16 protein-coding genes are annotated in these 19,586 nt (G+C 64.6%); 9 read left to right on the plus strand and 7 right to left on the minus strand.

The features are described 5' to 3' along the window. The 3 genes from CJD35_RS13995 to CJD35_RS14005 all read right to left on the minus strand — a co-directional run bounded on the left by CJD35_RS13995 (position 1) and on the right by CJD35_RS14005 (position 3,435). Positions 1–1,137 (minus strand): sensor histidine kinase, encoded by a 1,137-nt coding sequence (locus CJD35_RS13995; protein ID WP_017182350.1) that lies wholly within the window; start codon positions 1,135–1,137, stop codon positions 1–3. Positions 1,138–1,157: 20 nt separating this feature from the next. Further along, on the minus strand, positions 1,158–1,973 hold the full coding sequence (locus CJD35_RS14000) for a universal stress protein (RefSeq protein ID WP_017182351.1): 816 nt from the start codon (positions 1,971–1,973) through the stop codon (positions 1,158–1,160). Positions 1,974–2,070: 97 nt separating this feature from the next. Continuing rightward, positions 2,071–3,435: a methyl-accepting chemotaxis protein gene (locus tag CJD35_RS14005; RefSeq protein ID WP_017182352.1), complete on the minus strand. Its 1,365-nt coding sequence runs from the start codon at positions 3,433–3,435 to the stop codon at positions 2,071–2,073. 143 nt (positions 3,436–3,578) lie between these two features. On the opposite strand from CJD35_RS14005, the gene CJD35_RS14010 reads away from it, so the two are divergent. Both CJD35_RS14010 and CJD35_RS14015 read left to right on the plus strand, forming a co-directional pair. After that, entirely contained in the window at positions 3,579–4,754 is a 1,176-nt protein-coding gene (locus CJD35_RS14010) for a vWA domain-containing protein (protein ID WP_017182353.1), read from the plus strand. After that, positions 4,754–5,737 (plus strand): 2OG-Fe(II) oxygenase, encoded by a 984-nt coding sequence (locus CJD35_RS14015; RefSeq protein ID WP_017182354.1) that lies wholly within the window; start codon positions 4,754–4,756, stop codon positions 5,735–5,737. The genes CJD35_RS14010 and CJD35_RS14015 overlap by 1 nt, the downstream gene beginning before the upstream one ends. Positions 5,738–5,842: 105 nt before the next feature. Here the strand turns inward: CJD35_RS14015 and CJD35_RS14020 are convergent, their stop codons facing one another. Further along, complete coding sequence (locus tag CJD35_RS14020) at positions 5,843–6,928, minus strand: anhydro-N-acetylmuramic acid kinase (protein WP_095687168.1); 1,086 nt, start codon at positions 6,926–6,928, stop codon at positions 5,843–5,845. A gap of 54 nt (positions 6,929–6,982) precedes the next feature. Here CJD35_RS14020 and tyrS point away from each other — a divergent pair, with 54 nt between their 5' ends. Further along, entirely contained in the window at positions 6,983–8,200 is a 1,218-nt protein-coding gene (tyrS, locus tag CJD35_RS14025; RefSeq protein ID WP_017182356.1) for a tyrosine--tRNA ligase, read from the plus strand. Between the two features lie 76 nt (positions 8,201–8,276). Next, entirely contained in the window at positions 8,277–8,630 is a 354-nt protein-coding gene (locus CJD35_RS14030; RefSeq protein WP_019053695.1) for a PilZ domain-containing protein, read from the plus strand. Here CJD35_RS14030 and CJD35_RS14035 read toward each other — a convergent pair. After that, positions 8,593–9,675 carry a mechanosensitive ion channel family protein gene (locus CJD35_RS14035; protein ID WP_017182358.1) on the minus strand — a complete coding sequence of 361 codons (1,083 nt, stop codon included), beginning with the start codon at positions 9,673–9,675 and terminating at the stop codon, positions 8,593–8,595. The two genes, CJD35_RS14030 and CJD35_RS14035, sit on opposite strands and share 38 nt — an antisense overlap. A 51-nt stretch (positions 9,676–9,726) precedes the next feature. Next, positions 9,727–11,790, minus strand: coding sequence for an ATP-dependent DNA helicase RecG (gene recG, locus CJD35_RS14040; protein WP_017182359.1), 2,064 nt, complete (start codon positions 11,788–11,790; stop codon positions 9,727–9,729). Positions 11,791–11,877: 87 nt separating this feature from the next. Between recG and CJD35_RS14045 the strand changes: the two genes are divergently transcribed. The 5 genes from CJD35_RS14045 to CJD35_RS14065 all read left to right on the plus strand — a co-directional run bounded on the left by CJD35_RS14045 (position 11,878) and on the right by CJD35_RS14065 (position 17,470). Continuing rightward, entirely contained in the window at positions 11,878–12,144 is a 267-nt protein-coding gene (locus CJD35_RS14045; protein ID WP_017182360.1) for an FAD assembly factor SdhE, read from the plus strand. A 151-nt stretch (positions 12,145–12,295) separates the two neighbouring features. Then, positions 12,296–15,772, plus strand: a complete 3,477-nt coding sequence (gene mfd, locus CJD35_RS14050; RefSeq protein ID WP_017184529.1) for a transcription-repair coupling factor — start codon at positions 12,296–12,298, stop codon at positions 15,770–15,772. A 111-nt stretch (positions 15,773–15,883) separates the two neighbouring features. Continuing rightward, positions 15,884–16,297 (plus strand): hypothetical protein, encoded by a 414-nt coding sequence (locus CJD35_RS14055; protein WP_017184530.1) that lies wholly within the window; start codon positions 15,884–15,886, stop codon positions 16,295–16,297. Continuing rightward, positions 16,284–17,018 (plus strand): TorF family putative porin, encoded by a 735-nt coding sequence (locus CJD35_RS14060; protein WP_303393665.1) that lies wholly within the window; start codon positions 16,284–16,286, stop codon positions 17,016–17,018. Before CJD35_RS14055 ends, CJD35_RS14060 begins: the two co-directional genes overlap by 14 nt. Before the next feature lie 56 nt (positions 17,019–17,074). Then, a complete protein-coding gene (locus CJD35_RS14065) occupies positions 17,075–17,470 on the plus strand; it encodes an MAPEG family protein (RefSeq protein WP_017184532.1) in 396 nt (131 codons plus the stop codon). On the opposite strand, the gene CJD35_RS14070 is transcribed toward CJD35_RS14065, so the two are convergent. Further along, a complete protein-coding gene (locus tag CJD35_RS14070) occupies positions 17,467–19,482 on the minus strand; it encodes a putative bifunctional diguanylate cyclase/phosphodiesterase (RefSeq protein WP_017184533.1) in 2,016 nt (671 codons plus the stop codon). The two genes, CJD35_RS14065 and CJD35_RS14070, sit on opposite strands and share 4 nt — an antisense overlap. Positions 19,483–19,586 lie beyond the last annotated feature (104 nt).

A 19,586-nucleotide genomic window follows, 5' to 3' on the forward strand; every position in this document is an offset into this window, starting at 1 on the left:
TCAATCCGCGGCGTCCAATGTGAAATGAAAGGCGACACCGCCCCAGCGCGATCGCGTCGCCCAGATGCGGCCGCCATGGCCTTCCACGATGGTGCGGCTGATCGACAGCCCGACCCCCATGCCCGTCGGCTTGGTGGTGCTGAACGGGGTAAAGAGCGATCGTTCGACCGCCGGATCAAGGCCGGGGCCGCTATCGGCGACAATGATCTCCACCCGGCCATCATCGTCAGGCGCGGCCGACAGATGGAGAATGCGCATCGGACGCCCCTCCATCGCTTCCACCGCGTTACGGACGAGATTCGTGATCACCTGCTGCACCTGCACCCGGTTGGCCATGATGCGGCCTACACGGGGATCGACGGCGATGTCCATATCGATGCCCCGGCTGTTGATGCCGATAAAGGCCAGCGCCACCCCTTCCGACAACAGGGTCGATACGGTTTCGGGCTGGCGGTCCGCTTCGCCCCGGCGAATGAATTCGCGCAGCGACCGGATGATCTCCCCGGCGCGCAGCGCCTGCGTCGCGGCCTCGTCCATCGCTTCGCCCAGCAAGGTCCGGTCGATTGCGCCTTCCTGCGCCAGCAGGTCGCGCCCCGCCTCCATATAATTGGCGATCGCCGTCAGCGGCTGGTTGAGTTCATGCGCCAGCGCCGCGGCCAGCGTCCCCATCGCGGTCACGCGTGACGCATGGCTGAGTTCGGCCTGCAAATCCTGCACCCGCCGTTCGGTTTTCTGCCGCTCGGTCAGGTCGCGGATGAAGCCGGTGAACAATCGCATACCCTGATCGCTGACCTCGCCGACCGCCAGTTCGATGGGAAAGGTCGATCCATCCCGCCGCCGCGCCGTGGTCAGGCGACCGATGCCGATGATCTTCTTTTCCCCGGTCTCGCGATAATGGTCCAGATAGCCGTCATGCCGCTCGCGATCGGGCGATGGCATCAGCATCGACACATTCTCGCCCAGCACTTCGGCTTCGCCATATTGGAACATGCGCTGCGCCGCCGGGCTGAACGACATGATGCGTCCGCGTGCGTCGATGACGATCAGGGCGTCGGGCACCGTCGCCAGGATCGACCCCAGCAACGCCTGTTCCAGGCTATGCGCATCATCGCGCGGATCGACATCGTTGATCGCCATTGCCCATCACTGACGCGAAATCAGTGCGCCAGCAAGAGCGGAACCCGCGCTTCGCCCAACAGATAGCGGGTGACGCCGCCAAATATGGTTTCGCGCAGGCGGCTATGGCCGAAGGCACCCATCGTGATCCAGTCGACGCGCAATTCGGCGGCGGCGGCGGCCAGGGCCTCCTCGACCGTCCGGCCCTTGCGCGGCCATTCGTGGATTTCCGACGCGATGCCATGGCGCGAAAGATATTCGCTGGCGTCGATCGGCGGAAAATCGCGCTTGGCCTTTTCCTCGACGGTCACGACATGCACCTCGCTCGCCAGCGCCAGCAATGGCCGCGCGGCGCACAGGGCCACCGCGGCCTCGTGCGATCCATCCCATGCCACCATCGCCCGGCCCTGACAGGCAAAGGCCTTGCACCCCTTGGGCACGGCCAGGATGGGCGCGCGGCTGCTGATTGCCAGGTCGGCGACGATCGGCAGCGGATCGCCGATCCCCCGGCGGCCCGGCCCCGGCAGGGTCACGATGATCGCATCGACCAGCCGGGACGCGGACAGGATGCATTGCACGACGTCGCCATCGCTGTGCCGCCAGTCCCACGCCACCCCCTCGCGCTGGATACGCGCTTCGATCTTTTCCTTTTCCTTCGCTTCGGCAATGCGGATGTTGTCGATGTCCTGGGGCAGCACATAACTGCCGCCATACATGTCCGCCGACACATAATCGATCACCGGCGTAACCTGAAGGCAGCGAACATGCGCGCCGGTCGCACGGGCAATGTCCAGCGCCACCTCCATCCGGCTATTCTGGGCGCTATCCTCATGAATATGCAGCAGAATGGTTTTCATGGGCGAAACTCCGGCAGGCAAGGGCGTTGGACAATTGCCTTCCTGCTTATCCCTGCGCCGCCACCCGCTCCATCCGCAAATGTCCCTATTCGGGCCGTCAGATCAGATAGCCAACCTCATACAGGCCCCATCGCCGCCCTTCGAAAACCAGCGGCACGAACACGCTGCGCAGCGCGCGATAGCGACCCTCGCCCAGATCCTGGCGATAGGTGAACAGGAAAAAATCGCCTTCCCCGTCCAGCGCCCGCCGGGTCTGGCTGTCCATGAACATCTGGCGGTTGCGCGCATGTTCCATGTTCCAGCGCGGATCGCCGGGCCGCTGCGGCTGGCTGCGGGTGCTGATATGGGTGGGCAGATAGCCGTTCATGTCGATCAGGCAGCACCCCACGATCGCGCTGTCCTCGCCCGTGCGCCTGTCCAGCGTCGGACGCAGCAGCGCGTCGGCAAAGGCGGTGAAGCGGGTCTGATATTGCGCCGGTTCAGTCCCCTCGATCCGGCGATAATCGGTGTCGAACAGGTCGCCCCGGTTCAGCTGATTGTCCGCAATCCCCTGCCGGATCAGCGCCATCACCTCATCGGCGCCTTCCTCCGCCAGCGCGATATAGCGGCTGTTGCGGGTCCGCCCTGGCCCATGGGCGGCGGTATCGAGCATGGCGTTGGCCATGCCCTCCAGCCCTTCCAGTTGCCCGCGCGCCACGTCCACCCGCGTCGCGCTTTCGCTTGCCGACTGGCTGAACCGCGCCAACCCCTGCCGCAACGCCGCCACGTCACTGTCCGCCTCGTCGGTGCAGGTCACGATCGCATCGGACCGTTCGGCAAATTGCGTCACCAGCGATGCGATCTCCGCCATGCTCATCCGCAGCCGGTCGATATGCGTGCCGACATCGCGCCCGCGCACGATATTGGCCTCCACCCCGCCGATCAGCCGCCGGGCATCGCGATCCAGCAGGCCCAGCTTGTCGCCGACCGATGCCGCCGATTCGCCCGCCTGCCCCGCCAGCCGTCGGATTTCGTCCGCCACCACGGCAAAGCCCTGCGTCGCCTCCCCGCCGCGCGCCGCCTCGATCGCCGCATTGATACCCAGCAGCCGCGTCTGCCGCGCGATCGTCCCCAGCTCGTCGGAAATATCGCCCACCGCCTCGATCACCGACAGGAACTGGCGCAAATGCCCCTCCAGCCCCGTGACATGCTCGACCAGCCCCGCCACCTCGCCCAGCGACAATGTGATGGCCGCATGTCCATCGGCGATGATCCGCCCCGCCCGACGCGCGGTCAGGCTCAATTCCTGCGCGGCTGCGACACTTTCATTCTGGCTGGCGGCCAGCGTATCCATATTTGCGTGCAAATCGGACAGCCTCGCCGAATCCTGCTGTATCCGCAGGTTCAACTCGCTCAGAAAGCCCGCAGTTTCGCTGCATTGCAACGCGATGTCGCCTGACCGTTCCCCAAGATCAGCCAGCAAGTCCCTGTTTTCCAAGCGTAGGCCCCAAATTTCCCGATGACTGGATAGTGACGCATTAACCATGCACTGCAACACTTAATATTCCGACAAGCGCTGGGTCCGGCCACTTGCATCATGCGCCGCGCTGCCCGACAAAGGCGTCCATGCTGCTCAATTTTCTCGATGCGCTCCGCGCCGCCGGCATCCCCGCCAGCATCAAGGAGCATCTGCTGCTGCTGGAAGCGCTGGACCGCGACGTCATCGAACGGCGGCCGGAGGATTTCTATTATCTCGCCCGCGCAACCTATGTGAAGGATGAAGGGCTGCTCGACCGTTTCGATCAGGTATTCGGTCAAGTGTTCAAGGGCGTGCTCGGCAATTCGGGCGTAGAGGCGGAAATACCGGAGGAATGGCTGCGACTGGTCGCGGAAAAATATCTTAGCCCCGAAGAAATGGAGAAGATCAAGTCGCTGGGTGACTGGGACGAGATCATGGAGACGCTCAAGAAGCGGCTGGAGGAGCAGCAGGGGCGGCATCAGGGCGGCAATAAATGGATCGGCACCGGCGGCACCTCCCCCTTCGGCAATGGCGGCTATAATCCCGAAGGCGTCCGCATCGGCGGGACGAGCCGGCACAAGCGCGCGATCAAGGTGTGGGAAAAGCGCGACTTCGCCAATCTCGACAACACAAAGGAGCTGGGCACCCGCAATATCAAGGTCGCGCTGCGCCGCCTGCGCCGTTTCGCGCGCGAAGGATCGGCGGAGGAACTGGACCTGGATGAAACCATCCGCGGCACCGCGCGGCAGGGCTGGCTCGACATCAGGATGCGGCCCGAACGGCATAATGCGGTCAAGCTGCTGCTGTTTCTGGATGTCGGCGGATCGATGGACCCGTTCGTCAGGCTGTGTGAGGAGCTTTTCTCCGCCGCGACCAGCGAATTCAAGAATATGGAATTTTTCTACTTCCATAACTGCCTGTATGAAGGCGTGTGGAAGGATAATCGCCGCCGCTTCGCCGAACGTACCCCGACCTGGGACATCCTCCACAAATATGGCCATGACTATAAGGTGATCTTCGTCGGCGATGCGACGATGAGCCCCTATGAGGTCAGCCATCCGGGCGGGTCGGTCGAACATATGAACGAAGAGGCGGGCGCGGTCTGGCTGCAACGGGTCGCCCATACCTATCCCGCGACCGTATGGCTCAACCCCACGGCCGAAGCGCATTGGGGCTATAACCAGTCTATCCGCCTGATCCGCGAATTGATGAACGACCGCATGTATCCGCTGACGATCGAGGGCATCGACGCGGCCATGCGGGAGCTGACGCGCAAGCGCTGATGGCGACGATCGTGGCCGAAGCGCTGGCGCTGCTTCAGCGTGGCGACAGCGCGTCGGCGCATGGGCTGGTCGACGCGGCTTGTGCGCGCGGCGATGGCGATGCGCTGGCGATGCGGGCGCTCTGGCGGGTCGAGGGGCGATGGCTACCGCGTGACCTGGCCGCCGCGCGGGTGGATCTCGCCGCCGCCAACAGCATCGGCGCGGCGCGGATTCTCGCGGGCTTCTTGGCTTCCGGCGTCGGTGGCGCACGCGACTGGGCCGGGGCGCTGACGATGCTCGACGACTGGGCGGATCGCGACCCGATCGCGGCCGGGCAACGCGCCCTGATTGCGGCAATGGCGATCGACGCCCATGGCGATCCGCTCGCCTGGCCGACACCCGAACCATTGTCCGACAGCCCGATGATCCACGCCCTGCCCGGCCTGCTCACGCCATCGGAATGCGACCTGCTCGCCAGCCTGTCCGACCGCAGGCTGCGCCCGGCGCTGATCTTTCATGAAGGGCAAAAGCGCTTCGTCGCCGATCCTGTGCGCGATTCCGACGCGGCGGGCTTTCCCATCGTGTCCGAATGGCCCGCCATTCACGCCATCAACCGCCGCCTCGCCGCCGCCAGCGGCACCACGGTCGAACAGGGCGAAACCCTGCAAGTCCTGCGCTACCGCCCCGGCCAGCAATATCGCGTCCATCTGGACGCCGTGCCGGGCCTTTCCAACCAGCGCAGCCTGACCCTTCTGGTCTATCTCAACGACGATTACACCGGCGGACAAACCCACTTCACCCGCCTGCCCCTCTCCCATCGCGGTTGCAAGGGCGATGGACTGCTCTTCGCCAACATCCTGCCCGATGGACGCCCCGACCCTATGAGCGAACATGCCGGGCTGCCGGTGCAATCGGGGATCAAGCTGATCGCCAGCCGCTGGATACGGCAAAGGCCACCGGACGGCCCGAACGGCTTTGGCCAGCATGAGGCGACATCATCATGACCCCGCTGTCCTACGAAAAACCCGGCTGTTATGATGCGTCAGCCACTTTGCGATAGGATCACGCTCACATAATATAATGTCGCATTTGCCGGGAAATATGCGAAGTTAAGCCCGAAACAGCACCCCGCCCGTCATCGGCGCCGGCGCGCCCGTCGTCCCCGGAAAGCTGATCGGCAGCCCCGCAAGATGGCGCACCGCCATATAGGCGAAACCCTGCGCCTCCAGCGCGTCGCCGTCCCAGCCCAGCGCATCGACCGACCGGACATCGACCCTGCACCGCTCGGCCAGCATCGCCATCAACGTCCTGTTATGTCGCCCGCCGCCCGCGACATGCAGGCACAGCGGACGTTCGGCCAGATGGTCGATGCCGCGCGCGACCGCCGCCGCGGAAAAGGCTGTCAGCGTCGCCGCGCCATCCTCCAGATCCAGCCCCTGCACCGCCTCGATCGTAAACGCCTCACGGTCGATGCTCTTGGGCGGCGGCGCGGCAAACCATGGGTCGGCCAGCATCGCGCCCAGCCGCGCCTCATCGACGCGCCCTTGCGCCGCGCAGGCCCCGCCCGCGTCATAGGCCATGTCGCCATGCGCCTGCATCCAGTTGTCGATCAGGCCGCTCGCCATGCCCGTGTCGAACGCCGTCAGCGCCCCGTCCGATCCGATCGCGGTAATGTTGGCAACCCCGCCCAGATTGAGGATGGCCACCGGCTTTTCCAGCCCGGCGGCCAGCGCGCGATGATAGACCGGCAGCAGCGGCGCGCCCTGCCCGCCCGCCGCCACATCCGCGCTGCGCAGGTCACCGACGACCGCGATGCCGAACGCCCCGGCCAGCGCCGCGCCATCGCCGATCTGCCAGGTCCAGCGCCGGTCGGGCCGGTGCGCGACGGTATGGCCGTGAAAGCCGATGACGCCGACATCCTCCGCCACATGGCCGCTCCGCCCCAGCAGGTCGGCCACCGCCTCCACATGCAATTCAGTAAGCTCCGCCTCTACCGAGGCGATCAGCGGCTCGAACCCCGGCGCATCCATCGCCATGGCGCGAGCGCAGGCTTCGGCCAGCCGCACCCGGAAGCCGTCCTGATAGGCCTGCGCATGAAAAGCGAGCGGCTTGACCAGCCCATCCCCATCCGTCTCGATCAGCGCCGCGTCGATCCCGTCGCGCGATGTCCCCGACATCAGGCCGATTGCCAGCATTTACGACTCTCCGCCTCTTTTACAGCCGCCCTGCCAATGCTACAGGCGCGCGCCATGAGCAACTATCAGTCCGACCTCCTGCGCCTGCTCGACACGCGCGGCTATATCCATGACGTCACCAATGCGGCGGGTCTCGACGCGCTGGCGCAAAAGGAGATCGTACCGGGCTATATCGGTTTCGATCCGACCGCCCCCTCGCTCCATGTCGGCAGCCTGGTGCAGATCATGATGCTGCGGCGGATGCAGCAGGCAGGGCACAAGCCGATCGTCCTGATGGGCGGCGGCACCGGCAAGATCGGCGATCCCAGCTTCAAGGACGAAGCGCGCAAGCTGCTGACCGACGATCTCATCACGTCGAACGTCGCCAGCATCAAGCGGGTGTTCGAAAAATTCCTGACCTTCGGCGATGGTCCGACCGATGCGGTCATGGTCGACAATGCCGACTGGCTCGACGCCCTTGAATATATCCCCTTCCTGCGCGACATCGGCCAGCATTTCTCGGTCAACCGGATGCTCAGCTTCGACAGCGTGAAATTGCGGCTGGATCGGGAACAGTCGCTCAGCTTCCTCGAATTCAACTATATGATCCTGCAAGCCTACGACTTTCTGGAACTGTCGCGCCGTTCGGCCTGCCGGTTGCAGATGGGCGGATCGGACCAGTGGGGCAATATCGTCAACGGCATCGAACTGGCGCGCCGGGTCGATGGCACGCAGGTCTATGGCCTGACCAGCCCGCTCATCACCACGGCGGACGGGGGCAAGATGGGCAAGACGATGAACGGCGCGGTCTGGCTCAACGCCGACGCCCTGCCGCCCTATGATTACTGGCAATTCTGGCGCAACACCCAGGACGCCGATGTCGGACGCTTCATGCGGTTGTTCACGGACCTGCCGCTGGACGAGATTGCCCGTCTGGAAGCCTTGCAGGGTGCCGAGATTAACGAGGCCAAGAAGATTTTGGCCGATGCCGCCACCGCCATGGCCCATGGCGCGGACGCCGCCGCCGCTTCGGCGGAAACGGCCCGCAAGACTTTCGAGGAAGGCGCGTCGGACGCGAACCTGCCGACCGTCAGCATCGGCGCGGACGGGTTGACGGTGGTGCAGGCCAATGTCGCGCTCGGCTTTGCCTCGTCGAACAAGGAAGCACGACGCAAATTGCTGGAAAATGCGATCCGGGTGAACGGGAATGTGGTAAACGATCCTGCCCTGACCCTGAAACCCGGTGACAAGGTCAGTTTCGGGGCGAAAAAGCATGGGATCGTGGTCGCCTGACAGGGAAATAATGCTAGGGGAAAATTAACCGTCCCCGGTAGCATTGCGTCCATCTTCGCCCCCCTAGGCTGCGGCCATGTCTTCGCTGTTCGCCAACCTCAATCATGTCATGCGATCGCGCGATCCCGCCGTGGATCAGCGCCGCGCGCCCCGCGATCTGGTTGACATGGTCAGCCACGTCACCGCGCGCGGCCGCACCCATGGCGTGCGCATCATCAACATATCGCCGCTTGGCGCCATGTGCCGCAGCGATGGCGGCTTGCTGGTGGGCGAGCAGATGACGATCTGGCTGCCGATCGTGAAGGACCATCCCGCCGAAGTCCGCTGGGTCGAGGATGGACGGCTGGGCGTCGAATTTCTGCAACCCATCGCGCCGCGTACCTATGACGCGCTCATGGCGCTCGTCCCTCCGCGCCGGACGGCGTGGTAAACAATCCGTCCGCTTCTATCCGCTGACGGGTCCGCACCAGCGCTTCGGGCATATCCGTGCGCAGGAAGGACAGCATCGCTTCGCGCACCTCGCAGCGCAGGTCGAATGCAATGCCTGCATTGCGGGCACTCAACAATCCCCGCAACTCCAGCGCATCGGCGCGATGGTCAGTCACCTGCAGGATGGCGACGCGCTTGTCCCAGCGGGCATTGGCGCCGGTCACTTCGATGAACTTGGCGCGAATGCGCTCCACATCGGCGGTCGAGTCCACATAAAGAAATATGGTACCCAGCAGGTCGGACGTTTTCGTCGTCCAGTTCTGGAACGGCTTTTCCAGAAAATAGGACACCGGCACCACCATCCGCCGGTCATCCCAGATATGGACGACCACATAGGTCAGCGTAATATCCTCGATCCGGCCCCATTCCCCCTCCACGATCACCACATCGTCCAGCCGGATCGGTTCGGAAAATGCCATCTGAATGCCCGCAATCAGATTCTTGAGCGCCGGCTGGGCCGCCGCGCCAACCGCCAGACCGACCAGCCCCGCCGACGCCATCAACGTCACGCCCACGGCGCGGACACCCGGAATCGCGATCAGCATCATCGCGATCACCAACACCGCGACGATGCTCTGGGCGATGCGATAGAGGATGCGGACCCGCGTATGACGCCGCCGGGCCTTCAGATTATCCTCCACGCTCATGTCGGCCTTGTGCTCGATCATGCTGCGCAGCGCGCGCAGCCCACGCAGGACAAGCCAGCCGACCAGCAACGCGAAGATCATCTTCGACCCGATGGACCAGAACTCTTCGACACGCGGCCCCATCTCGATGGACTTCAGGCCGCCCGCCAGAGCCATTAGCACAACCAGCCATCGCGTCGGCTGGAATATTTCCGGCAATAGCAGCGGGGTCATGCGGGCGCGGACGATCCGCAACGCAACGGCATAGATCGCCCAGTGCAACAGGAATGCCAAGCCAACGGCGATGCCGATGGATAGCGCCGCCATGGGCGTGATGTGGGTCATGCTGATGTCGGTCATGGGATGCGAACGTGGCGCACCCTCATTTGTTTCGCAAATGCAGCATTTTTCCTAGCCGCCGCGCAACAGCCCCACCGCCGCATCCCGCTCGAACAGATAGAGGCAGGTCCGTGCCGCCTGTCCGCGCGGGCTGTCCAGCCCACCGTCGCGGTCGATCAACAAATGCGCGTCATCCCGCGCCGCTTCCAGCAACGATGCCAGATGCTCCGGCGTTGCGAGTTTCAACTGCTGTTCGCCCGACTGGCGCGTCCCCAGCACTTCACCGGCCCCACGCAGCTTCAAATCCTCCTCGGCAATGCGAAAGCCGTCATTCGTTTCCCGCATCAGCGCCAGCCGCGCCCGCGACGTCTCGCCCAGTGCATTGCCGCGCAGCAGCAGGCAGACGGACGGCTTGTCGCCGCGTCCCACTCGTCCGCGCAGCTGGTGCAACTGGGCCAGGCCGAACCGGTCCGCGCCCTCGATGATGATCAGGCTGGAATTGGGCACGTCGACGCCCACCTCGATCACCGTGGTCGCTACCAATATCTGCGTCCGGTTCGCGGCAAAGGCGTCCATCGCCGCGTCCTTTTCCGGCCCTTTCATCCGTCCATGGACTAGCCCCACCCGGTCGCCAAAACGCAGCTTCAACGATTCCGCCCGCGCTTCCGCCGCCGCCTGGTCGCTCGTCTCGCTCTCTTCCACCAGCGGGCAGACCCAATAGGCTTGCCCCCCTCCCTCGACATGGCGGGCCAGCGCGTCGACCACCTCGTCCAGCCGCGTCGCCGCCATCACCACGGTCTGGATCGGCTGACGGCCGGGCGGCATCTCGTCCAGCTTGGACACCTCCATCTCGCCATAATAGGTCAGGGTCAGCGTCCGGGGGATAGGCGTTGCCGTCATCACCAGCAGATGGGGCGCGCGTTCGGCCTTGTTGGCCAGCATCATCCGCTGGGCCACGCCGAAGCGATGCTGCTCGTCAATCACGGCCAGGCCCAGATTCTTGTACTGCACCGCTTCCTGAAAGATCGCATGGGTGCCGACCAGGATGTCGATGCTGCCATCGGCCAGCCCCATCAACGTCGCCTCACGCACCTTGCCCTTGTCGCGCCCGGTCAGGATGGCGATCTCGACCGGCAGGCCCGACGCCATTTTGCGCAGCGTCTCATAATGCTGGCGCGCCAATATCTCGGTCGGGGCCAGCATCGCCCCCTGCATCCCGGCCTCGACCGCGTTGAGCAACGCCATCAACGCCACCAGCGTTTTGCCAGACCCGACATCGCCTTGCAGCAATCGCAGCATCGGCGTGGCCTGCGCCATGTCGCCCTCAATCTCGCCAAAGGCCCGCCGCTGCGCACCCGTTGGCGCGAAGGGCAGCTTGAGCATTGCGCGCAACCGCCCGTCACCCGCGATCGGCACGCCGCGCCGCCGTCGCGAGGATTGCCGCACCAGCATCAGCGCCAGTTGTCCCGCGAAAATCTCGTCATAGGCCAACCGCTCGCGCGCCATGGCGTCGGACGGGTCCGCATGGATACGGGCCAGCGCCTCGCGCCAGCCCGGCCAGTCCTTGCGGGCCAGCAGGCTGGGTTCGATCCATTCGGGCAGGTCGGGCGCGCGGGCGAGCGCCTGCCTCACCAGATCGCGCATCCGGTTGTTGGTCAGCCCTTCGGACAGGCCATAGACCGGCTCGCGCGCGGGAATGGTAGCCGCCTCGTCGGGCGGCAGCACATGGTCGGGATGAACGATCTGAAGATTGTCGCCATAGGCTTCCAGCTTGCCCGATACGAATTTGGGTTCGCCCAGCGGCAACAGCTTGCGCGGCCAGGCGCTGTTCCGGCCGAAATAGGTGAGCGATACATTATTGCCATGCCCGTCGGTCGCATGGACGCGGAACGGCGCGCGGGCGCTGCCGCTCGCTCGATAATCCACCGGGGTCAGGACGATGCCGATCACCCGGCCCGCATCGGCCATATCCAGTTCGTCGGTCAGGACGCGATCGACCCAGCTGACCGGCAGGTGGAACGCCACATCGACCGCGCGCGCCAGCCCCAGCCGCTCCAGCGGGCGGGCCAGCGCCGGTCCAATGCCCTTAAGGACAGAGATTTCGGCAAAGAGCGGATTGAGAATATCGGGTCGCATGTCTATCTGCTGCCCATCTAGCTGAGCCGGGACGATGGCACAAACATCCGATCGGCTTTTTCGGCGTGTCCGCAAAAGGAACAAATTGTGAACGATGATCCCCAGATGCGCCGCCTGAAATTCCGCGCCTGGCACCGGGGCACGCGCGAATCCGATTATGCGGTGGGCGGCTTTTTCGAGCGGTATCACAAGGAGTGGAATGCCGAAGAGATCGCCTGGTTCGAGCGGTTCATGGATGAACAGGACGCCGACATCATCGGCTGGGCGCTGGGCACCATCCCCGTGCCGGACGAATGGAAGGGGCCGATGATGGACAAGTTCCTGAAGCTCGATTTCGTGAAGATCGAAAATTAGAAACTCCTCCCCTGCAAGGGGAGGGGGACCGCGCCCAAAGGGCGTGGTGGAGGGGTGTAACCCTCTCGATAGCCTGACACCCCTCCGTCAGGGCTTCGCCCTGCCACCTCCCCTGCAAGGGGAGGATGATTGAGTTGAAGAGCGAACATTTATGACCGATCTCCAGAAAATCCTCCGCGCCAAAGCGCCGCTGACCCTGTCGGGCGTTCCTGCGGGGTTCCAGCCCTGGCTGCTGGCGGACATCGCCCGCGCCGCGCATGGTGCAGGTTCGGCCCGCGCCGTGTTCGTCGCCTCCGACGAACAACTGATGCGTGCGGTCTCGGAAACGGCCCATTATTTCGCGCCGGAGATCGAGATCATCGAAATCCCGGCCTGGGACTGCCTGCCCTATGACCGCGCCAGCCCTTCGCTGCGCACCGCGTCGGCACGCCTGGCTGGCCTTCACGCCTTGCAGGCCAAGCCCAAAGGCCCGCAACTGGTGCTGACCACGCTCAACGCCCTGACGCAGCGGACGCTGACCCCGTTTCGCATCAGACAGTTGGTGGCGAAGCTGGCGCCCAAGGAGCGGATTGCGATCACCCGCCTTGCCGACATGCTGCAAGCCAATGGCTATGTCCGCACCGATACCGTTCATGATCGCGGCGAATTCGCGATTCGCGGCGGCATTGTCGATCTGTTTCCGGGCGGTGAGGATCAACCGTTGCGCCTCGACTTCTTCGGTGACGAGATCGAGACGGTCCGCCGGTTCGACCCCACCGATCAGCGCACCACCGGCAGCGTGGAAGGCTTCACCCTGCTGCCAGCGTCCGAAGCGTTGCTGGACGAAGATACGATCAAGCGCTTTCGCGGCCGCTATCGCGAAATATTCGGTGCGACCGCGACCGGCGATCCGCTCTATCAGGCGATCAGCGAGGGGCGGCGGCTGGCGGGCATGGAACATTGGCTGCCCCTGTTTGAGGAAAAGCTGGTTCCCCTGTCCGACCATCTGGGCGACGATGCCGTCATCATCCGCGACCATGGCGTCGTCGGCGCGGCGGATTCCCGGTTTGAGGCGATCAGGGACTATCATGCCAACCGGGTCCAGGCGAAATCGTCCGATCCGGGCGCCTATCGCCCGCTCAAGCCCGATCTTCTCTATCTAGACGCTGCCGAATGGGACGCGGTCGTCGCCCGCTGGCCGATGCACGTCGCGACGCCGTTTCACGAACCGGACAGCGCCACCGTGTTGGACTTTGCGGTCGATGGTCCGCGCGATTTCGCGCCGGAACGGGCGCAGAACGCCAATGTCTACGACGCGGTCGGCAAGCATATCGCGGCGTTGCAGCGGACAGACAAAAAGGTCGTAATCGCCAGCTATTCCGCCGGTGCGCGCGAACGGCTGTCGGGCCTGCTGGCCGACCATGGCGTCAGGCGCATGGCGGCGGCGGACGATTGGCAGGAAGCGCTGGGGCTGGCCGCCAATGGCAGCGTGGTGCTGACCATCCTGCCGCTCGACCATGGTTTCACCGCGCCCGACGTCGCGGTGCTGACCGAACAGGACATGCTGGGCGATCGCCTGGTCCGCCGGGCCAAGCGCAAGAAGAGCGCCGACGCCTTCCTTGCGGAACTGGCGACCCTCTCGCCCGGTGATCTGGTGGTTCATATGGACCATGGCATTGGCCGTTATGAAGGACTGACCCAGATCCCGGTCAGCAAGACCGCGCATGACTGCGTAGCGCTCAGCTATGCCGGCGGCGACAAGCTGTTCGTGCCGGTCGAAAATCTCGAAGTCCTTTCCCGCTATGGCTCCGACAGCGAAGGCGTGGGCCTCGACAAGCTGGGCGGCGAAGCCTGGCAGCGGCGCAAGGCGAAGATGAAGGAGCGCATCCGCGAAATCGCGGGTGAACTGCTCAAGACCGCTGCGGAACGCGCGCTGCGCGCGGCCACCGTCGCTGAACCGGACAATGCAGGCTACCCCGCCTTCGTCGATCGCTTCCCCTATCAGGAGACGGAAGATCAGGAGCGCGCCATTCTGGACGTGATCGAGGATCTGGGCGCTGGCAAGCCAATGGATCGGCTCGTCTGCGGCGATGTGGGATTCGGCAAGACCGAGGTGGCGTTGCGCGCGGCCTTCGTCGCGGCGATGGCGGGGATGCAGGTGGTGCTGATCTGCCCCACCACCCTGCTGGCGCGCCAGCATCATATGCAGTTTGAGGAGCGCTTTCGCGGCTTCCCGGTCAATATCGGTCGCCTCTCCCGCCTGGTCCCCGACAAGGAAGCCAAGGCGGTCAAGGCGGGCCTTGCCGACGGCACGGTCGATATTGTCGTTGGCACCCACGCGCTGCTGACCAAGGGTATCGAGTTCAAGCGGCTGGGCCTGGTCATCGTCGATGAAGAACAGCGGTTTGGCGTGACCCACAAGGAACGGCTGAAGGCGCTCAAGACCGACGTGCATGTGCTGACCCTCACTGCCACGCCGATCCCGCGCACATTGCAGATGGCCATGTCCGGGCTACGCGAACTGTCGGTCATCCAGACCCCGCCGGTCGATCGCCTGGCGGTGCGCAGTTACATCATGCCATGGGACGGGGTGGTGATCCGCGAAGCGCTGCTGCGTGAACATTATCGCGGCGGGCAGAGCTTCTTCGTTGTGCCCCGCATCGCCGACCTGACCGAGATCGAGGAGTATCTCCGCACCGAAGTGCCGGAAATCAAGGCGATCGTCGCCCATGGCCAGATGAGCGCCACGCAGGTGGAAGAACGCATGTCGGCCTTTTACGACAAGCGCTACGACGTGCTGCTCTCCACCACCATCGTCGAATCCGGGCTGGACATTCCCAGCGCCAACACGCTGATCATCCATCGCGCCGACCGTTTCGGCCTCGCCCAACTCTATCAGTTGCGCGGTCGCGTGGGCCGGTCCAAGACCCGCGCCTACGCCTATATGACGACGCCCGCCAACCGCATCATTACCGAAACGGCGGAAAAGCGACTGAAAGTGCTGTCCGACCTCGACACGCTGGGCGCTGGTTTCCAGCTTGCCTCGCACGATCTCGACATTCGCGGCGCGGGCAATCTGGTCGGCGACGAACAGTCGGGCCATATCCGCGAAGTCGGGTTCGAACTATACCAGTCGATGCTGGAAGAGGCGATCCTCGACGCCAAGGCGGGCGGCGCTGGCCTTGAAGCGCGCAGCGACAGCTTCTCGCCCCAGATCAGCGTCGATGCGCCGATCATGATCCCCGACGATTATGTCCCCGACCTCGACCTGCGCATGGGTCTCTATCGCCGCCTGAACGAGATAGAGGATCGGCAGGGGCTGGAATCCTTTGCCGCTGAACTGATCGACCGTTTCGGCAAGCTGCCCGCCCCCACGCAAAACCTGCTCAAGATCATCGAGATCAAGCAGAATTGCGTGAGGGCGAACATCGCCAAGATCGACGTTGGGCAAAAAGGCGCGCTGGTCAGCTTCTTCGAGGATCGCTTCCCCAATCCGGCGGGCCTGGTCGCCTATATCCAGCGGCTGGACGGCGTGGCCCGGCTGCGACCCGACAGCAAGGTGGTGGTCAACCGCAACTGGGCCGATTCCGCAGCTCGCCTCAACGGCGCGTTGCAATTGTCGAAGGGTCTGGCCAAGGCGGCAGCATGACGAAAGCAGGCTTTTGTCGTGCGCCAGCAATGGCCGGGAAACAGTGACTATCTAAGTCACGCTGCTGACGATCAGGCAAGATAGCCCGACGTCACAAAGCAGGAGAAATATATGAGCATGTCCCTTTTCGCGATGGCCGCCGCTGCCGCGGCTTCGCATAGCGTTGCGATCGATCATCATGGGATGCAGGTTCAGGCCAATTACACCGCGCGACTGGTGGTCAGCGCGCGCACGGTGGGCGCACGAACCCCCAACCGGATGGATATGCAGCGGTGCAAATGGACCGCGCGGGTCGAGATAGACCGCAGCCTTGCCCATGGTCCCGCACTGGCCCGCACCATCGCCACCGATCCATTGGCGTCGGGCAGCGAGAGCGCGGCCTGTCCTTCGGGCGACCGTTTCCGCAAGGATATTGCCGAACGCCATCAGGGCCAGGTTCAGGCCCAGCTGGCGGCAGCCGTGGCGCAGGACCGCGCGCCATTGCTGGCGGAACTGGACATGGTGCGTAATCTTGCGTCCAACTGATCCGCGTTACGGCATCCTTTGGGCGGCAATGCTTGTCACCGCCGCCCATGCCATGCCCGCCGTCGCGCAAAGTCCCGGCGTCGACGCATCTGTCGAGGCGATGAGCGATGAGCGGCGGCGGGGTATCAGCTGGAGCGATGGTGATCCGGCACTGCGCCTGGGCCTGTCCGTTCCCGTCACGGATGGTTTGAGCATCGAAAGTGCTGCGACCGGCCTGTGGGGCAGCACGCGGCATGGTGGCGCAGATGGCGTCATCGACGCCGGGTTGAACTGGACCCGGCAACTGGGCGGCTGGCGGCTGTCGGCCCAGGGGCGTTACCATATGTTTCCGGGCGCGTCGGGCCAGGACTATGGCGAAGTCGGCGCCGTTGCAGGCTTTCTTCTTGGTCCCGCAAGCATCGACTTCGGCGCGCACTATGCGCCCCATCAGTCGGCCATAGGTGGCGACAATCTCTATCTGTCCATAGCAGGCGCGATAGCACTGCCGAACACGCCCTTCACCCTGTCCGGCCATGTCGGCCGATCATCGGGCGATGCTGACGATCCGGCTCGTTCTGCCCGTTTGCGACCTGACGGCACCTACCGCGATCATGGCGTCGCGCTGGACTGGTATCGCGGGCGATGGTTTGCAGGATTGCGCTACAGCGGCACCAGCATCGGCGGACCCGCGCGCCGCGACGCGGGCGATACGCTGATCGCGCGAGCGGGGTTCAGCTTTTAATTGCCGCTTCCCCGGCATCGGCCTACCCTCTGTCTGTCAACAGAGGGACTATTGTCATGCCGATCGAACTGACGATCCTTGCCTGGGCCATGATTTTGCTGATGGCGCATGTCTTTGCCGCGGCGCATGCCAAAACGCGGCAATATGGCGCGCACTGGAATATGGGCGCACGCGACGAATCGCTGCCGCCGCTCAATGCCTTGGCGGGAAGGTTGGCGCGGGCGCAGGCGAATTTTCAGGAAACACTGCCAATTGCGATCGTCGCTCTGATCGGCGTGGTAGTGGCAGGACGAACCAGCGACATGACGGCGCTGGGCGGCTGGATATGGATCGGCGCACGCATCGCCTATCTTCCCGTCTATGCGCTGGGCATCCCCATGGTCCGCACGCTCATCTTCATGATCAGCCTGATCGGCCTTGGCATGGTGTTGTGGCCGCTGCTGGGCCTTTAGCCCGCCAGCACCAGCGCAACCAGATCGGCCGATGAAACCCCTGCCGATCGCAGGAAGCCCTGATAGAAATCGCACCCTTCGCGCGCCAGCAGGTCAAGCTGCTGCTGCGTTTCGACGCCCTCAGCCACGACCTTGAGGCCCAGCGACTTGGCCATGTGGATGACGCCGCGCACGACGATCCGGTCCCGCGCCGTTCCGGCAATATCCTGCGCCAGCCCGCTGTCGATCTTGAGATAGTCGAGCGGCAGGCTCTTGAGATAGGCGAGGCTGGAATAGCCAGTCCCGAAATCGTCGATCGCGACCGCCAACCCCTCCGACCGGAGCGCAGTCAGCAGCACAGAGGCGGCATCGACATCCTCGATCAATCCGCTTTCGGTGATCTCCACCGTCAGGCGGGACCGGGGAAAACCGCTTCGGTCAACGATCGCCAGCAACCCGGCCATAAACCCCGGCTGGGCAATATCCGCAGCCGTCACATTGATCGACAGGCGCAGCGTCGAGAGCGCGCGCGGCCACGCCGCGGCCTGCCGCAACGCTTCCGCCTGAATATGCGCCGACAGCGGCAGCATATAATCTGATCGTTCGGCGGTCGCGAACAATATGCCCGCACCCAGCGGCCCATATTGCGGATGGTTCCAGCGCGCCAGCGCCTCGACCCCGCTAATGACCTCCGAATCGACCGGATATTGCGGCTGGAACACGATGCCTATCTCGCCCCGGTCGAGCGCTAGTCGCAGGTCGGTTTCCAACTGGTCGGGATCGACCTGACGGCTGTGCCGATCGGTCGACAGGATGCGGATGCCCTCCCCGCCTGCCTGTCGTGCATCCGCCAGCGCAGTCCCGGCACGGCGCAGCAAATGGGTCGCATCGTCTTCGGGCCGCGCCTGGGCTATGCCGCAACGGGCGATCAGGCGGATAAGATGATCCCCCGCGCTGAACGGGCGGCCGATCGCCGCGATCAACTGGCGCGCCAGAAAGGTCGCCCGATCGCTGCCCGCCGCTTCGCCGGTCAGGCCGACCAGAAATTCGGTGCCGGTGATGCGTGCGACCATTGCACCGGGTGCGACATCGTCGACCATCCGTTCGATCCGCCGCGCGATCCGGCCAAGCAATGCGTCGCCGACGACCTGGCCATAGGCCGCGTTCATCCGTTCAAACTGACTGATCGACAGCAATATGGCGGTCGTCGCCAGGCCGGTACGCCGATCCAGCCAGTCCAGCGCCGCCTGTCGCGATCGCAGGCCGGTCAGATAATCGCGGCTGGCCAGATCCCGCTCCTGCGCGTCGGACAGCCATTCAACATCGGCGGCAACCACCCCCTGCTCGATCCGCAGATGATGCACCAGCCGATTGCCCGGCCGGTCGGGCAGATCATGCGCCAGTGCAGCAGGTCGCCCGGCACGCATCATCGCGCGCAGTGCCGTCAGCACCGCGCGCCGTTCCGCCCTTGGCAAACGGCGGATCAGCGTCGCAGGATGAACCTGCGCCATGGGCAGGTCGAGATGACGGGCCAGACTTTCGCTCAGCCGCAGCAGCGAATCGCCGCGTCCCAATTCCCAATAAAGCGCGTCGCCCCGTCGGATGCGCTGCGCGCGCTGACTGGGCGATGCCCCGCCGCCCAATCGCTCCACCAGCCGCTGGGCGGACGCCAGCACAGCGCGCAACGACGCCTCGCTATAGGGTGCGGTCAGAAAATGGGTCGCGCCCGCCGCCAGCAGATCAGGGATGATCGCTTCGTCTGCCTTGTCGACCAGCACGATCAGCGCGCCGCCACCCGCCTCCATCGCCGGGACTAGGGGCGCCAGCAATTTGGCTTCCCCGGCGCCTGAACGCATATCGACCAGCGCAACCTGCGCCTCGCTGCGCAAATAGCGTTGCGGTGCCTCTCGCGCGCGTCTGGCGCCGATCGCGCGCCAGCCGGCTGACCGCGCGGCATGGCACAGTCCGTCCCGGTCGCCGGGCGACAGGATGAACAGGCTGCGCTGTCCGTCTTCGGCCTGATCCGCGATCACTGATATGGTCCCCTGAACGCGCGCATCGTGCCGCCTTAGCAGCAACGGGTTACCGACGTCTTGCCTCTACCGCAACCGGGCTGCCCTTGCGCCGGGCAAGTCCA

The sequence above is a fragment of the Sphingobium xenophagum genome, from assembly GCF_002288285.1.
Classification (GTDB): Bacteria; Pseudomonadota; Alphaproteobacteria; order Sphingomonadales; family Sphingomonadaceae; genus Sphingobium; species Sphingobium xenophagum.

Bases quoted from the DNA above. Each gene is read 5' to 3' on its own strand.
- CJD35_RS14055 (WP_017184530.1), top strand. From the start codon at position 15,884: ATGAGCATGTCCCTTTTCGCGATGGCCGCCGCTGCCGCGGCTTCGCAT.
- mfd (WP_017184529.1), top strand. From the start codon at position 12,296: ATGACCGATCTCCAGAAAATCCTCCGCGCCAAAGCGCCGCTGACCCTG.
- CJD35_RS14065 (WP_017184532.1), top strand. From the start codon at position 17,075: ATGCCGATCGAACTGACGATCCTTGCCTGGGCCATGATTTTGCTGATG.
- CJD35_RS13995 (WP_017182350.1), bottom strand. From the start codon at position 1,137: ATGGCGATCAACGATGTCGATCCGCGCGATGATGCGCATAGCCTGGAA.
- CJD35_RS14010 (WP_017182353.1), top strand. From the start codon at position 3,579: ATGCTGCTCAATTTTCTCGATGCGCTCCGCGCCGCCGGCATCCCCGCC.
- recG (WP_017182359.1), bottom strand. From the start codon at position 11,790: ATGCGACCCGATATTCTCAATCCGCTCTTTGCCGAAATCTCTGTCCTT.
- tyrS (WP_017182356.1), top strand. From the start codon at position 6,983: ATGAGCAACTATCAGTCCGACCTCCTGCGCCTGCTCGACACGCGCGGC.
- CJD35_RS14015 (WP_017182354.1), top strand. From the start codon at position 4,754: ATGGCGACGATCGTGGCCGAAGCGCTGGCGCTGCTTCAGCGTGGCGAC.
- CJD35_RS14035 (WP_017182358.1), bottom strand. From the start codon at position 9,675: ATGACCGACATCAGCATGACCCACATCACGCCCATGGCGGCGCTATCC.
- CJD35_RS14000 (WP_017182351.1), bottom strand. From the start codon at position 1,973: ATGAAAACCATTCTGCTGCATATTCATGAGGATAGCGCCCAGAATAGC.
- CJD35_RS14020 (WP_095687168.1), bottom strand. From the start codon at position 6,928: ATGCTGGCAATCGGCCTGATGTCGGGGACATCGCGCGACGGGATCGAC.
- CJD35_RS14030 (WP_019053695.1), top strand. From the start codon at position 8,277: ATGTCTTCGCTGTTCGCCAACCTCAATCATGTCATGCGATCGCGCGAT.